The following is a 15,182-nucleotide window of genomic DNA, read 5'->3' on the forward strand; positions in this document are numbered from 1 at the left end:
TCCGGGCCGGTTGTTGTCTGCGGCCCGGTGGGGGCTGGTCGCGCCCACGCGGCGGAGCCGCACATCGATACAGTCCCGCGCCCCTGGGGAAACCTAGTCAACGCCCCTTATACGGCCAACTAGCACCGCCCCCGCCAAACCCACCACCGCCGCCACCCCGTACAGCGCCCGGTACCCCCCGAGGTGCGTGACGATCGGTGCCGCCAGGGCGGGGGCCGCCACCTGGGGCAGCGAGTTGGCCACGTTGATGACGCCCAGGTCCTTCCCCCGGTCGAGAGCCGTCGGCAGGACATCCGTCATCAGCGCGAAGTCGACCGACATGAACACCCCGAGGCCCACCCCCAGCAGCGCCGCCACGACGATCGCGCTCGGCCAGGTCTGCCACACGGCGAGCACTCCCGTGGCCACCGCCATCAGCACACCGGACCAGCGCACGAAGGGCTTGCGGCGCCCCACCCGGTCCGACCAGACGCCGCCCACCACGACCGTGGCCAGCAGCGCCACGCTGTCCACCGCGGTCAGGATCAGCACGCCCCGCTCGGGGTCGTCGTAGTGCAGGCGGTCCCGCAGGTAGTAGAGGAGGTAGAGGAGCACCAGCGCGTTGCTGAGGTTGATCAGGAAGCGGGTCAGCCAGGCCCAGGCGAAGTCGGGGTGGCGGCGGGGGCTCAGCCGGAAGCCGCGTGCGAACGACCGCCACGACCAGGTGGGGCGGTCCGCCGCCGCCAGCCGGAGATCCCGGTGACGGAGCACGTACGGCAGCACCCCCGCCAGCGTGAACACCGCGCACGCGGCATAGCCCGCCGCGATCCCGCCGGCCGCCGTCGCCAGACCCGTGCCGACGACCGCGCCCAGGATCTGGGCCGCCCCGATCCAGCCGCCCACCGCGCCCCGCTGGAACCGCGGCACCCGGTCCGGCACGGCCGCGGTGACCGCCGCGAAGGCCGCGTTCAGGGTCAGCTGGACCAGACACCAGGCGAGCGTCATGACCCACAACCCGCCCGCCCCGGCGAGCACCAGCAACGACAGCGCGCCGCCCGCCGCACCGGCCACGATCCAGGGGCTACGGCGGCCCCGGCGGGCCGTGGTCCGGTCCGACAGCGCGCCGAAGAACGGGTTGGCCGCCAGCGACACCACCGCGCCCACGCCGGTCACCCAGGCCAGCAGCGTCTCCTTCGACATCCCGGCGCCGGGCGCGAAGTCCTCCGCCTGCCGGGCCAGCAGGATCTGCAGCGGGCCGTACCAGCCCACCCAGATCGCCACGTTGGCCAGCGACAGGGACGCCGTCCAGCCCTTGCCGACCCGCTCGACGGGCTCCGAGAGAGCCGTGCTCACCTCTGGGCCCGGAGCAGCTCCTGGTACCACGCGTACGACGCCTTGGGGGTCCTGGCCAGCGTCTCGAAATCGACGTGCACCAGCCCGAACCGGCGGGCGTATCCCTCCGCCCACTCGAAGTTGTCCATCAGCGACCACACGAAGTACCCGCGCACGTCCACACCCGCCTCGACCGCCTGGTGCAGGGCGCGGATGTGGCCGTCCAGGTAGGTGATCCGGTCCTGGTCGTCGACACCCTCGTAGGAGCAGCCGTTCTCCGTGATGACGACGGGCGGGAGCCGGTCGCCGTAGCGCTCATGGAAGGCGGTGAGGAGTTCGGTGAGCCCCTGCGGGACCACCGGCCAGCCGAAGTCCGTCACCGGGACGTCCTCGATCTCCTGGACGGAGAAGGGGAGTTCGGCGGGGATCGTCAGACCGCCGAACTCGATGTCCTCGCCCTGCGGTGCGCCCACGCGGGTCGGGGCGTAGTAGTTGACGCCGTAGAAGTCCAGCGGCTCGCTGATGATCTTGAGGTCGGCGGTGACGTCCCCCGGCATCAACTCGCCCAGTCCTGACGGGTATTCACCCAGCAGGACCGGTTCGGCGAACAGCCGGTTCAGGAGCAGGTCGTAGAAGTCCGCCGCCTCCAGGTCCGGTTGCTCCTGGGAGGCCGGCCACGTGGGGCCGTGCGAGTTGGCGATCCCGATGTCGGTGGCGCCGGCCGCGCGCAGTGCCTGGACGGCCAGGCCGTGGCCCAGGAGTTGGTGGTGGGCGGCGGGCAGGGCGTCGAACATCAGCTGCTTGCCCGGGGCGTGGGCACCGAGCGCGTGGCCGAACAGGGTGTGTTCGGCGGGCTCGTTGAGGGTGATCCACTTCTTGACGCGGTCGCCGAGACGGTCGGCCACCACGGACACGTACTCGGCGAACCGGGACGCCGTGTCCCGCTCCAGCCAGCCGCCCTTCTCGTGGAGTGCCACCGGCAGGTCCCAGTGGAAGAGCGTCGGGACCGGACGTACGCCCGCCGCGACCAGTTCGTCCACGAGACGGTCGTAGAAGTCCAGGCCGCCCTCGGAGCGCACTCGCGGCCAGGAGATCGAGAAGCGGTACGCGTCCACGCCCAGCCCGGCCAGGAGGGCGACGTCCTCGCGGTAGCGGTGGTAGTGGTCGCAGGCCACCGCCGCCGTCGAGCCGTCCTTCACCCGTCCCGGTTCGGCCGTGAAGGTGTCCCACACGGACTGCTCACGCTCGTCCGCCGCGCCCTCGATCTGATGGGCCGAGGTCGAGACGCCCCACAGGAAGCCGGCCGGGAACCGGGGGATCGCATGCTCTTGAGTCGCCATGCGCCGGATCATCGGTACCGGCGGGTAGGTAAGTCAACGGGCAGGCGTGAACAAGCAGTTACGCGCCCTCTTTGAGCACCTTCGAGATCAGCCTCCGCTGCTCCTCCGTCAACCGGGGATCGGCCGCGTACACCGTCCTGCCGTCCACGGTGATCTCGTAACTGAAGCCGTCCGGAACCCCGATGGGCCGGGTGCCCCGGCCGGCGGCGAGAGCCTTCTCGGCCAGGGCCTGCCATTCGTGGGCATCGGGCCGCCCGGAGGTGTCGACCTCCTTGTGCCGCTCGATGCCCGCGAATCCGCCCGTGCGCCGCACCTGAATACGCATGGGTCCCTGTCTAGTACGGACTCAGAGGATCCGCACCCCGACCTGCTCCCAGGCCTTCGACACGGCCTGGAGTTCGTCGCCCTCCTTGAAGCGGGCCTTCGCCGCCGCGACCGTGAGCTTCGCGAAGTCGGTGAACAGGGCCCGGTCCGAGAGTTCGCCGCCGGTCAGGACGTCGTACCAGATCTGGCCCGCCTTCTCCCAGGCATGGCCGCCGAGTGCGTTGGCCACCAGGTAGAACGCGTGGTTGGGGATGCCGGAGTTGATGTGCACGCCGCCGTTGTCGCGGCCGGTGCGGACGTAGTCGTCCATCGTCGCGGGCTGCGGGTCCTTGCCGAGCACGTCGTCGTCGTACGCGCTGCCCGGCTCCTTCATGGACCGCAGGGCCTTGCCGGAGACGCTGGGCGCGAGCAGGCCCGCCCCGATCAGCCAGTCGGCCTCGGCGGCGGTCTGGCCGAGCGTGTACTGCTTGATGAGCGAGCCGAAGACGTCGGACATCGACTCGTTGAGGGCACCCGGCTGGCCGTAGTAGGTGAGGTTCGCCGTGTACTGCGTGACGCCGTGGGTGAGTTCGTGGCCGATGACGTCGATCGGGATGGTGAAGTCGAGGAAGATCTCGCCGTCACCGTCGCCGAACACCATCTGCTCGCCGTTCCAGAAGGCGTTGTTGTAGTTCTCGTCGAAGTGGACGGTCGCGTCGAGCGGGAGGCCGTCGCCGTCGATCGAGTGGCGCGCGTAGGCCTTCAGGTAGAGGTCGAAGGTGGCGCCGAGACCGGCGTAGGCGCGGTTGACGGTGGCGTCCTGGCCGGGCTCGGAGCCCTCGGCGCGGACCTTCCTGCCCGGCAGGTCGGTCTTGTGCCCGGCGTCGTAGAGGGTGCGCAGCGGCTGGTCCGACGGTGCCTTCGCCGTCGGCGCGGCCGCGAGGCCGAACTCGGTCGTCACGCGGCGGCGGCCGCGCAGCTCGCTGTCGCGCATCAAGGTGCGCCGGGCGGGACCGGAGAGTGCGGGGTCGTCGTTCCGGGCCAGCTTGTCGAGGACATGCGGCGGAATGACGGTGCAGAAGACGGGCTCGAAGCCCCCGTGAGTCGTCATGCCCGGCACCCTTGCACTGAGTCATGACCGTGTCACTACCCGCAACCATGATTGGTGAAATATACGGACAGGTAAGCGCACGCTCCGTGACGAAGTGGTATGGCGCACTTTTTGTCCGCTTCTCTCCTTTTCGATTCCCCGGTCCCGCATACTGATACGGCGCCCCGCACGGGGAGCGGCTCCGCTAGCATTCTGCGCATCATGCGTTTCGGGCTTCTTCTTCTTAGCTGCCGCGGCGAGGGCCTGTAGTCCAGGTCGACTCCCTCCCCGCGGAGCTTCGCGTTGCGTGTCGGCCGTCCTTCCCGGACATCCCTAGGAGCCCCGCAATCATGGCGAACCGCCAGCAGCCCAGCACCATGCCGATCCACAAGTACGGCCGGTACGAGCAGGTCGACATCCCGGACCGCACCTGGCCGAACAACCGGATCACCGTCGCCCCCCGCTGGCTCTCCACCGACCTGCGTGACGGCAACCAGGCCCTGATCGACCCGATGTCGCCCGAGCGCAAGCGCCGGATGTTCGATCAGCTGGTCACGATGGGCTACAAGGAGATCGAGGTCGGTTTCCCGGCGTCCGGGCAGACGGACTTCGATTTCGTACGGTCGATCGTCGAGGAGCCGGGCGCGATCCCGGACGACGTCACCATCTCCGTCCTGACCCAGGCCCGCGAGGACCTGATCGAGCGGACCGTCGAGTCGCTGAAGGGCGCCAAGCGCGCGACCGTCCACCTGTACAACGCCACGGCTCCCGTCTTCCGCCGCGTGGTCTTCCGCGGCTCCAAGGACGACATCAAGCAGATCGCCGTCGACGGCACGCGCCTGGTGATGGAGTACGCCGAGAAGCTGCTGGGCCCGGAGACGGACTTCGGCTACCAGTACAGCCCCGAGATCTTCACCGACACCGAGCTGGACTTCGCACTGGAGGTCTGCGAGGCGGTGATGGACGTCTACCAGCCCGGTCCGGGCCGCGAGATCATCCTCAACCTGCCCGCCACCGTGGAGCGTTCGACGCCGTCCACGCACGCGGACCGCTTCGAGTGGATGAGCCGCAACATCTCCCGCCGCGAACACGTCGTCATCTCGGTCCACCCGCACAACGACCGCGGCACCGCCGTCGCCGCCGCCGAACTGGCGCTGATGGCCGGCGCCGACCGCGTCGAGGGCTGTCTGTTCGGGCAGGGCGAGCGCACCGGCAACGTCGACCTGGTCACCCTGGGCATGAACCTGTTCTCGCAGGGCGTCGACCCGCAGATCGACTTCTCCGACATCGACGAGATCCGTCGTACGTGGGAGTACTGCAACCAGATGGAGGTCCACCCGCGCCACCCGTACGTGGGCGACCTGGTCTACACGTCCTTCTCCGGCTCCCACCAGGACGCCATCAAGAAGGGCTTCGACGCCATGGAGGCCGACGCGGCCGCGAAGGGCGTCACCGTCGACGACATCGAGTGGGCGGTCCCGTACCTGCCGATCGACCCCAAGGACGTCGGCCGCTCCTACGAGGCGGTCATCCGCGTCAACTCGCAGTCCGGCAAGGGCGGCATCGCCTACGTCCTGAAGAACGACCACAAGCTGGACCTGCCCCGCCGGATGCAGATCGAGTTCTCGAAGCTCATCCAGGCCAAGACGGACGCCGAGGGCGGCGAGGTCACCGGCTCCGACATCTGGGCGACCTTCCAGGACGAGTACCTGCCCAACCCCGAGAACCCGTGGGGCCGTATCCAGGTCAGGAACGGCCAGTCGACGACGGACACCGACGGTGTGGACACGCTGCGGGTCGAGGCGACGGTCGACGGCGAGGACACGGTCCTCACCGGTAGCGGCAACGGGCCGATCTCGGCCTTCTTCGACGCACTGACCAAGGTCGGCATCGACGCCCGGCTGCTGGACTACCAGGAGCACACGATGAGCGAGGGTGCCTCCGCGCAGGCCGCCTCCTACATCGAATGCGCGATCGACGGCAAGGTTCTGTGGGGAATCGGCATCGACGCGAACACGACGCGTGCGTCGCTGAAGGCGGTCGTCTCCGCCGTCAACCGATCCGCTCGATAATCCCTCTGACCGGTGGTTTTGGGGCCTTGATCGCTGTATACGGCGATCAAGGCCCCCGTCGTTTATCGGCCACCGGCGCGTGGAGGTCACGGGTAGGTCTCGTCGGGGGGCTGACTCCGCCCCGCTGATGTGGCTAACATCACGCAAGCGCGGCGATGTTGCCGCGGGGTTACGCGGAGGTGCGACGTGCTGCCAGGACGGGGACGAACCGGTGCCGCCAGGCCTGCGCGCCTCCTGGGCACCCGTACCGCGTGGACGACCGTCGGCGACGGCGAGTTCTTCTGCCCCGGATGCGGGGGCGACCGCAACTTCCAGCGCCTGACGGGCCGTCGCCGCCTCGTCCTCCTGGGCGTCCCGGTGCTGCCGCGCGGTGACACCGGCCCGGTGGTGGAATGCGCGGCCTGCCGACGCCACTTCGGCACGGACGTCCTCGACCACCCGACCACGACCCGCTTCTCCGCGATGCTCCGTGACGCCGTCCACACCGTCGCGCTCGCGGTCCTGGCGGCGGGCGGCACCTGCTCGCGCACCTCCCTGGAGACCGCGGCCGCCACGGTCCGCGCGGCGGGCTTCGACGACTGCACGGAGGACCAGCTGGAGGCCCTGGTCGAGGCCCTCGCCCAGGACACCGGCCGCGTCTACGACCGCCCCTGCGGAGCCGGCCTCGCCATAGAGCTCCACGAGGCCCTCGACCCGCTCGCCCCCCACCTCGCCCCCGCGGGCCGCGAGTCGATCCTCCTCCAGGCCGCCCGCATCGCCCTCGCGGACGGCCCGTACACCCCGGCGGAGCGGGACGTCCTCACCACCGTGGGCACGGCCCTGACGATCTGCGCGGACGACGTCACCAGGCTGCTGGTCGCGGCCCGGACGCCGTCCTGATACTCCCCCGGGAGTAGTCCGCGCCCCGGGCCACCCCCGGCAGTACCCCCCGACTCGCCCTCCCGCCCGACGAACACCGGCCCTTTCGCCGGGAGTCTGGAAGCGATCCAGACATCCGAACCGGAGGGAGGCCCGTCGATGGGGGCCGTAAAGATGAGCGCACGGCGACGACGTGCTGTGCCCTGGCTGGTGCTGGGGTTGTGGATCGTCGTGCTGGCAGCCGTGTCGCCGTTCGCGTCGAAGCTCGCGGACGTGCAGCGGGACCGGGCCGTGGACTATCTGCCGGCGAGCGCGGACTCGACGCAGGTCGCGAAGATCCAGGACCGGCTGCCCGGAGGCGAGGCCACGCAGATGGTCGTCGTCTACCACCGGGACGGCGGGCTGACGGCGGCCGACAGGGCGACCGCCGCCGAGCAGATCGGGCGGATCGCGGACGCGCACACGCTCACCGCCGAGCCGCGGGGCATTCCGTCCAAGGACGGGACCACCGTGATGTATCCCGTCGCCAGCACCGAGCCGGGCACGGACGAGAAGGCCCGCGACCGCCTCGTCAACGACGTGCGGGACGTCGCGAAGGGCGAGGACGGGCTCGGCGTCGAGGTCGGCGGGGAAGGGGCCCTCGCCACCGATGCCGGCGAGGTCTACGACTCGCTCGGCGGGCCGCTGCTCTACACCACCGCCGCGGTGGTGGCCCTGCTGCTGATCGTCATCTACCGCAGTCCACTGCTGTGGCTGGTGCCGCTCGGGGTCGCGGGCATGTCCGAGTTCCTGGCGCGGGCCGTCGCCTACGGGCTCAACCAGGGGTTCGGAACCTCCGTCACCGGTCAGAGCTCCGGCATCATGACGATCCTCGTGTTCGGCGCCGGGACCGACTACGCGCTGCTGCTCGTCTCCCGGTACCGGGAGGAGCTACGGCGGACCGAGCGGCCGTACGACGCCATGGCGGCCGCGCTGAAGGGCTGCGGGCCCGCCGTGCTCGCCTCGTCCGGGACCGTGGCCGCGGGCCTGCTGTGCCTGCTCGCCGCCGACCTCAACAGCAGCCGCGGCATGGGCCCGTTGGGGACGGTCGGGGTGCTGGTCGCGCTCGCCGCGATGATGACGCTGCTGCCCGCGGTCCTCGTGCTGCTCGGCCGCCGGGTGTTCTGGCCGCTGGTGCCGCGCTACGGCAGCACCCCCAAGGCCCGCCGGTCGCTGTTCGCCGCGATGGGCAGCTCGGCCGGGCGGCGGCCGCTCACCGTGCTGGCCGGCGGGGCCGTGCTGCTCGGGGCGCTCGCACTGGGCGTGCTGAACCTGCCCGGCAGCATCAAGCAGGAGGACTCCTTCACCAGCAAGCCCGACGCCGTCGCCGCCATGGGGACGCTCGCCGAGGCCTATCCGGAGCGGGGCACGCAGCCCATCGGCGTCATCACCCCGGCCGACCGCGCCGACGCGACCCTCGCCGCGATCCGTGGCACCCAGGGCGTCGACAGCGCCCAGAAGGGCCGTAGCGGAGACGGCTGGACCGAGATCTCCGTCACCGCCCAGAACGCTCCCCAGTCCGCCGGGGAGACCGCGACCATCAAGGCACTGCGGGACCGACTCGACGGCTCCTACGTCGGCGGGCCCAGCGCCCAGCAGCTCGACCTGGAGGACACCAACGCGCGGGACCGGACGATCGTCGTGCCGATCGTCCTCGTCTCCGTGCTGCTCATCCTGATCGCCCTGCTGCGGTCCCTCGTCGCGCCGCTGATCCTCGTGGCCGCCGTGGTCGCCGTGTGGGGCGCCGCCCTCGGCATCGGCGGACTGGTCTTCGGGCCGGTGTTCGGGTTCGAGGGCACCGATCCGGGGCTCGGGCTGCTGTCCTTCGTGTTCCTGGTCGCCCTCGGCGTCGACTACGGCATCTTCCTGATGCACCGCATGCGCGAGGAGTCCCTGGCCGGCGCCGAACCGGTCACCGCCGCCCTCACCGCGCTGCGCACGACCGGCGGGGTCATCGCCTCGGCGGGCCTGGTCCTCGCGGCCACCTTCGCGGTGCTGACCAACATGCCACTGGTCCAACTCGTCGAACTGGGCTTCGTGATCGCGGTGGGCGTGCTCCTCGACACCTTCCTCGTGCGGACCTATCTCGTCACCAGCGCGGCCGTCGCGCTGCGCCGGAAGGTGTGGTGGCCGGGCCCGCTGTCCCGGGCGCCCGAGCCGCCGGTCCAGGCCGAGCGTCAGCCGGAACCCGTGTGACGAGGTCACTCCTGGGCGCCCTTCTCTCCCGGAAGGGCGCCTTCCTCCCCGAGGATGACACCGTGCACGAGACCACGAGGCCCCGCCCGGGGGACCGGATCATGGCGGCGGTCAACCGCGACCCGCGGACCGCCCCGCACGGCACCCGCAACGACGCGCTGCTCGCCGTCGTGCTGGCGGTGGCGGCCGTGTGCGCCGCGCTGTTCACCGACGAGGCCCGCCGCCCGGACGCCCTCGGGTGGACTCTGCTGCTGGCCGTCCATGTGCCGATCGTGTGGCGGCGGCGCCGCCCGATGCTCGTGCTGGCCGCGCTGGTGGCGCTGATCGTTCCGTACCACGCCCTCGAGTACAACCACCTCGCCCCCACCCCGGTCGCCTACGTCGCCCTCTACACGGTCGCCGTCACCGGCCGCCCCCTGCGGACGGTCCTGACGGGCGCCACCGTCCTCGGTGTCTCCACGAGCGTCATGCTCACCGTCAGCACCCATCAGGCCGTCGAACTGCTGCGGACCTCCGGCTGGATCATCGCGGTCCTCTTCTGCGGCATCGACGTCCGCTACTACCGCCAGTACGTCGCCTCCATCGTCGAGCGCGCCGTCCGCGCCGAACGCACCCGCGAGGAGGAGGCCCGCCGCCGGGTCGCCGAGGAACGTCTGCGCATCGCCCGGGACCTGCACGACCTGCTCGCCCACAGCATCACCCTGATCGGCGTCCAGACCTCCGTCGCCGCGCACGTCCTGGCGGCCGACCCCGAACGCCTCGACCGGGAGGCGGTCGCCCAGTCCCTCGACGACATCGCCGAGACCTGCCGGACCGCCCGCGGCGAACTCCGTACCACCCTGGAGGTACTGCGCGAACACGGCCTGTCCGACACCCGCGGCCCGCTGCCCGGCCTCGACGGCCTGCCCGACCTCGTCGCGGCGGCCCGGCTCTCGGGCGCCCGCGTCGAACAGGACCTGCGCATCCGCACCGATCCGCCGCCCGCCGTCGGCGCCGCCGCCTACCGGATCGTCCAGGAGGCGCTCACCAACGCGGTCCGGCACGCGGGACCCGAACCCGCCGTACGCCTGAGGCTGTACGACGAACCGGGCGCCCTGCGGGTGTCGGTGACCGACGACGGCACCGGGCCCACCCCCGGCGGTATCCCCGGCTTCGGGCTCGTCGGCATGCGGGAGCGGGCCCGCAGCGTCGGTGGCACACTCGACGCCGGACCACGCCGGGAGGGCGGCTTCGAGGTGACGGCGGCGCTGCCGCTCACCATGGGGGAGGGAACCGTATGACCATCCGCGTGCTGCTCGCCGACGACCAGACCCTGGTGCGGGCCGCGTTCGCCATGCTCGTCGAGTCGGCGCGGGACATGGAGGTCGTCGGGGAGGCGGGCAGCGGACGGGAGGCCGTGGGGGCGGCCCGCGAAGTGCGGCCCGACCTGGTGGTGATGGACATCCGCATGCCCGACCTGGACGGCATCGAGGCGACCCGGCTCATCGCGGCCGACGAGGAGCTCGCCGGGGTGCGGGTGCTGGTCCTGACGACCTACGACACCGACGAGAACATCGTCGAGGCGCTGCGCGCGGGGGCCTCCGGGTTCCTGGTGAAGGACACCCGGCCGGCCGAACTCCTCGACGCCATCCGCACGGTGGCGGCCGGCGAGGCCCTGCTGTCGCCGGGGCCGACGGCCCGGCTGATCGAGCGGTTCCTGCGCAGCCCGTCGGTGCCGGTGCCGGGCGGTGGGCCCGAGTGCCTCTCCGACCGGGAGCGTGAGGTGCTGGCGCTGGTCGCGCGCGGCCTGAACAACACCGAGATCGCCGAGGCCCTGGGCCTCAGTCCGCTCACCGCCAAGACCCACGTCAGCCGGATCATGGGGAAGCTGGGGGCGCGGGACCGGGCACAACTGGTCATCGTGGCGTACGAGTCGGGGATGGTGACTCCGGGGACCCTGTGACGGACGGGTCGTCCCGGCATTCCGTCAAGCAGGTCCGTCCTGGAGCAGCCCGGCCCCGGCCAGGAACCGGCCCACCCGCTCCACCTCCGCCTCCGACAACGGCACCTGCGGCTCCGCCGTCGCCGGGCAGTCGATCACGCCCCGCAGATACAGGGCCGCCTTGAAGGCGCCGAGCGCCGACGACGATCCGCCCATGCGGGCCCGGTCGCCCACGCCCACCATGCCGAACAGGGCACACAGCCGCTCCTGTTCGGCGCGGGCCGCCTCCAGGTCACCGGCGCGGAACAGGCGGTCGAGCCGGACGTACCCCTCGGGGTCGACGTTGGCGAGACCGGGCACCGCCCCGTCCGCGCCGACGGCGAGGGCCGCGTCGACGATGAGTTCGGAGCCGGTCAGGACACTGAACTCGATGATGCCCGGGTGGGCGCGGGCGCCGGAGACGACCGTGCGGAAGCCGGCGAGGTCTCCGCTGGAGTCCTTGAGGCCGGCCAGGACGCCCTCGGCGGCCAGGTCCAGGACCACGTCCGCGGGGAGCTTGGTGTGGACACCGCTCGGCAGGTCGTACGCGATGACCGGCACCGGGCTGCCGGCCGCGACCAGCCGGTAGTGGCGGGCGATCTCCACCGGGTGGGTACTGGCGTAGAACGGGGCGGTGACGACCACCGCGTCGGCGCCCGCCGCCGTCACCGCCCGCACATGGTCCAGGACCCGTGCCGTCGTCATGTCGATCACCCCGGCCAGCACGGGCAGCCGGCCCCCGACGTGCCCGGCCACCGTCTCCACCACCAGCCTGCGCTGAGCGTCCGTCAGGAAGGCCGCCTCGGACGACGTACCGAGCACGAACAGCCCGTGCACTCCACCCGCGACCAGATGATCGACGAGCCTGAGCAGCGACGGGACGTCCACCTCGCGGTCCGGCGTCAGCGGCGTGCAGACGGGCGGGACGACTCCGGTCAGCGGGGTGGGAAGGGTCATCGGGGCTCCTCGGGATCGGCCGTCCACCGATCTTCCCTCAAAGGGTGAGGGGGGCGCCGACCCCTGTACGGCGCCCCCCTGTCCCGAGCGGTCCTGCTACTGCACCTGCTGGTACGACGTGTCCTCGTCGGAGTCGTAGATCAGCTTGCCGCCCTGGTCGTAGCCCTTGATGTGCGGGTTCCTGGTGACCTGTTCGGTCAGGGTGCCGGAGGCGACGAACCAGCCGTGGTCGAGGACCGCCTCGCTGCTGGCGCCGCCGTAGGAGACGGTCACCTTGGCCACCGTCGGTTCGACCGTGCCGATGAAGCCCCAGCCGAACGGCAGCTTCCAGTTGCCCTTGTCCATGAAGGACTGCTGGTAGAGCTTGCCGCCGTTGATGTCGGCCAGCACGGGCGGCGAGTCCGGCTGCCGGTCGCTGCCGACGCTGGTGTTGAGCCCCGAGGTCTCGCCGTCCTTGATGTTGCAGATCAGCCGGGTCTGCTTCGGCTTCTCCTTCACGGCGACCACGAACATGCCGTCACCGGGCGAGTTGGAGTCACCGGTGCTGTTCAGCGCCAGGATGATCCGGTACTCCTCGGGCTTGCCCAGGTCCGAGGAGTCCATGCCGCCGTGAGCCACGCTGTCCCGGTCGTAGGCGAGGCACTTGTCGAGCCCCACCGCCGCCTGCTTCAGCGTGATCCCGTCCCGGAGCTGCCCCGCCGTGGCCGGTCCCGCGGGCCCGCTGGGCGTGGGGGAGGGGATCGGTGTCGGTGTGGCGCTCGCCGAGGCCGTGGGTGTCGTCGCCGTGTCGGCCGTGCCCGTCCCGCCGCCGCCCACCGCGAACGCCCCCACCGGCACCGCGGCCAGCGTCACCAGAACCGCCCCGGCCACCGCCACCCGGCGGCGCCGCTCCACCACGCCCTGGCGGCGGATCTGCGGATACGGCACCGGCGACGGACGGATCGTGTATGCGTCCTCGGCGAGCAGCTCCCGCAGTTGCTCCTCGAAGTCCCGCTCCTCTTCGCTCATTTCGTGCCTCCCTGCGGGGCGCGGTCCATGACCTGCGCGAGCCCCGGATACGTACGCAACTTCGCCAGCCCCTTGGACGCCTGGCTCTTGACCGTGCCCGGGGAGCAGCCGAGCACCTCGGCGACCTCCGCCTCCGACAGGTCCTCCCAGTACCGCATCACGACCACGGCCCGCTGCCTGGGCGGCAGCCCGGCCAACGCGCCCAACAGCACCCCGCGCTCCTCGACCCGCGCCACGGCCTCGTCCCGCCCCGCCCGCTCCGGCGGAGCGTCGGTCAGCGACTCCTTCACGCGCCGCTTGCGGAAGCGGTCACTGTTGCAGGTGACGAGCATCCGGCGGACGTACGCCTCCGGGTTGTCGCTGCCCGACACGCGCCGCCAGGAGCGGTACGCCTTCGCCAGCGCCGTCTGCGTCAGGTCCTCGGCGTGATGGGCGTCGCCGGTGAGCAGATAGGCGGTTCGCACGAGGTGCGACCACCTGGCTCTGACGAATTCCTGGAACCGATCCTCTTGTTCGGCCTGCATCAAGCACCCTCCCTCGCCCACCAGACCACGGTGGGGGCGGATTCGGTTGCCCGGGAGTCGATGACAGGTTCGAATGGGGTCATGAACGGGTGGGACGAACAGGGCCCGGGTGTCCTCCGGCTGCCGTCCGGGCGCCTGGTACGGGGCCGGGGCCTGCGGCACGCACTGGACCCGGACACGCCGAGACCGTCGTACGGCGTCTATCTGCTCGGCGGCAGCCCGCCGGAGGTCCCCTGGGCCTCCCGCTGGCTGCGCTGGCCGGACTTCCGCCTGCCGGCGGACCACGGGGAGGCCCGCGGCGTCCTGATCGACGCCTGGGAACGGTCGGCCGCCGAACGGGTCGAGATCGCCTGCGGGGGCGGCCGGGGCCGCACCGGAACAGCCCTGGCCTGCCTGGCGGTTCTGGACGGCGTGCCCCCGGAGCGGGCGGTGGCCTACGTCCGGGAGCACTACGACCGGCGAGCGGTGGAGACGCCGTGGCAGCGCCGGTACGTCAGGCGGTTCCGGCCGGTCAGGTGAGGGTGTCGGCGACCGCCCGCGCCGCGTCGGCGACCAGCGCGTCGTCCCGTACGGCGTCCTGCGCGGGCATCGTCGACAGCACGGCCAGGATGATGGGGTCGCCGTCGTCGGTCCAGACCACGCCGACGTCGTTGGCGGTGCCGTAGGAGCCGCTGCCCGTCTTGTCGGCGATCGTCCACGTCTTCGGCAGTCCCGCGTGGAAGCGGTTCACGCTGGTCGTGTTGTTCAGCAGCCAGTGGGTGAGCAGCTCCCGGTCCCGGCGGTTCAGCGCGTCGCCGAGGACCAGCCGGCCGTAGGTGCGACCGATGGCGTACGGGTTCGTCGTGTCCGTGCGCCGCCACGGCTCGGCGGTGTTGAGCTCGGGCTCCCAGCGGTCGAGGCGGGTCACCCCGTCGCCGAGGGAACGGGCGAAGCGGGTGATCGCGGTGGGGCCACCGAGTTCGCGCAGGAGGAGATTGCCGGCCGCGTTGTCGCTGTAGGTGATGGCCACGTCGGCGAGCTCGGCGATGGTCATGCCCTCCGCCAGATGCGCCTTCGTCTGGTCGGAGCCCGGCATCACCAGGTCGTCCTCGGTGTAGTGGATGCGGCGGCCGAGCACCTCGCCGTGCCGGTCCAGGTCGCGCAGGACGGCGGCGGCCGCGAGGGTCTTGAACACGGAGCACATCGGGAAGCGCTCGCCGGCGCGGAAGCCGACGGACCGCTTGGTGGCGAGGTGGTGGGCGAAGACGCCGAGCCGGGCGTCGTACCGCTCTTCCAGCGCGCGCAGACGGGCGGTGACGTCGTCGGCGGCATACGCGGTCGTGCCGGTCAGGACGGTGGCCGTGCCGGCGGCCAGGAGGGCGCGGCGGGACAGTTTTCCGGAGCCTAAGATCTTTCTCTCCTTCGCTCGGGGACAGAGGCCGATCTCTTCCGTTCTCTTCAATGATCGACGCCCGCGGTCATCCCTTGGTTGCACCTCCGTAGACCATCGGCGGACGGACAGACCTGTCCGCGGCCGACACAGTG

14 protein-coding genes are annotated in these 15,182 nt (G+C 71.4%); 6 read left to right on the forward strand and 8 right to left on the reverse strand.

Features of this window, described 5'->3' with window-relative positions:
• Positions 1-93: 93 nt before the first annotated feature.
• Genes OG841_RS30845 through OG841_RS30860 form a run of 4 tightly spaced genes read right to left on the reverse strand, consistent with a single transcriptional unit; the run spans position 94 to position 4,065 of the window.
• Positions 94-1,332: an MFS transporter gene (locus OG841_RS30845; RefSeq protein ID WP_328638535.1), complete on the reverse strand. Its 1,239-nt coding sequence runs from the start codon at positions 1,330-1,332 to the stop codon at positions 94-96.
• Positions 1,329-2,651 carry a GH1 family beta-glucosidase gene (locus OG841_RS30850; RefSeq protein WP_328638534.1) on the reverse strand — a complete coding sequence of 441 codons (1,323 nt, stop codon included), beginning with the start codon at positions 2,649-2,651 and terminating at the stop codon, positions 1,329-1,331. The genes OG841_RS30845 and OG841_RS30850 overlap by 4 nt, the downstream gene beginning before the upstream one ends.
• 58 nt (positions 2,652-2,709) lie before the next feature.
• Positions 2,710-2,976 (reverse strand): protealysin inhibitor emfourin, encoded by a 267-nt coding sequence (locus tag OG841_RS30855; protein ID WP_328638533.1) that lies wholly within the window; start codon positions 2,974-2,976, stop codon positions 2,710-2,712.
• Positions 2,977-2,997: 21 nt separating this feature from the next.
• Positions 2,998-4,065: a M4 family metallopeptidase gene (locus tag OG841_RS30860; protein WP_328638532.1), complete on the reverse strand. Its 1,068-nt coding sequence runs from the start codon at positions 4,063-4,065 to the stop codon at positions 2,998-3,000.
• Between the two features lie 329 nt (positions 4,066-4,394).
• Between OG841_RS30860 and leuA the strand changes: the two genes are divergently transcribed.
• The 5 genes from leuA (at position 4,395) to OG841_RS30885 (ending at position 11,151) form a co-directional block, all read left to right on the forward strand.
• Entirely contained in the window at positions 4,395-6,116 is a 1,722-nt protein-coding gene (leuA, locus tag OG841_RS30865) for a 2-isopropylmalate synthase (protein WP_328638531.1), read from the forward strand.
• Positions 6,117-6,302: 186 nt separating this feature from the next.
• Positions 6,303-6,995 carry a TerB family tellurite resistance protein gene (locus tag OG841_RS30870; protein ID WP_059205416.1) on the forward strand — a complete coding sequence of 231 codons (693 nt, stop codon included), beginning with the start codon at positions 6,303-6,305 and terminating at the stop codon, positions 6,993-6,995.
• A 138-nt stretch (positions 6,996-7,133) separates the two neighbouring features.
• On the forward strand, positions 7,134-9,209 hold the full coding sequence (locus OG841_RS30875) for an MMPL family transporter (protein ID WP_371567339.1): 2,076 nt from the start codon (positions 7,134-7,136) through the stop codon (positions 9,207-9,209).
• Positions 9,206-10,489 (forward strand): sensor histidine kinase, encoded by a 1,284-nt coding sequence (locus OG841_RS30880; RefSeq protein ID WP_328638529.1) that lies wholly within the window; start codon positions 9,206-9,208, stop codon positions 10,487-10,489. Before OG841_RS30875 ends, OG841_RS30880 begins: the two co-directional genes overlap by 4 nt.
• Complete coding sequence (locus tag OG841_RS30885) at positions 10,486-11,151, forward strand: response regulator transcription factor (protein WP_328638528.1); 666 nt, start codon at positions 10,486-10,488, stop codon at positions 11,149-11,151. The genes OG841_RS30880 and OG841_RS30885 overlap by 4 nt, the downstream gene beginning before the upstream one ends.
• A 24-nt stretch (positions 11,152-11,175) precedes the next feature.
• Here OG841_RS30885 and OG841_RS30890 read toward each other — a convergent pair whose 3' ends face one another.
• From OG841_RS30890 to OG841_RS30900, 3 genes are all read right to left on the reverse strand, one after another.
• Positions 11,176-12,126, reverse strand: a complete 951-nt coding sequence (locus OG841_RS30890) for a dihydrodipicolinate synthase family protein (protein ID WP_328638527.1) — start codon at positions 12,124-12,126, stop codon at positions 11,176-11,178.
• A gap of 96 nt (positions 12,127-12,222) precedes the next feature.
• Complete coding sequence (locus OG841_RS30895) at positions 12,223-13,134, reverse strand: hypothetical protein (protein ID WP_328638526.1); 912 nt, start codon at positions 13,132-13,134, stop codon at positions 12,223-12,225.
• Positions 13,131-13,658: a SigE family RNA polymerase sigma factor gene (locus OG841_RS30900; RefSeq protein ID WP_057615769.1), complete on the reverse strand. Its 528-nt coding sequence runs from the start codon at positions 13,656-13,658 to the stop codon at positions 13,131-13,133. Before OG841_RS30900 ends, OG841_RS30895 begins: the two co-directional genes overlap by 4 nt.
• A gap of 81 nt (positions 13,659-13,739) precedes the next feature.
• Here OG841_RS30900 and OG841_RS30905 point away from each other — a divergent pair, with 81 nt between their 5' ends.
• Positions 13,740-14,177 (forward strand): phosphatase domain-containing protein, encoded by a 438-nt coding sequence (locus OG841_RS30905; RefSeq protein WP_328638525.1) that lies wholly within the window; start codon positions 13,740-13,742, stop codon positions 14,175-14,177.
• Here OG841_RS30905 and bla read toward each other — a convergent pair.
• Positions 14,170-15,099, reverse strand: a complete 930-nt coding sequence (gene bla / locus OG841_RS30910; protein ID WP_328638524.1) for a class A beta-lactamase — start codon at positions 15,097-15,099, stop codon at positions 14,170-14,172. The genes OG841_RS30905 and bla overlap by 8 nt on opposite strands.
• Positions 15,100-15,182: the final 83 nt, after the last annotated feature.

This window comes from Streptomyces canus (assembly GCF_041435015.1).
GTDB classification, from domain to species: domain Bacteria; phylum Actinomycetota; class Actinomycetes; order Streptomycetales; family Streptomycetaceae; genus Streptomyces; species Streptomyces canus_G.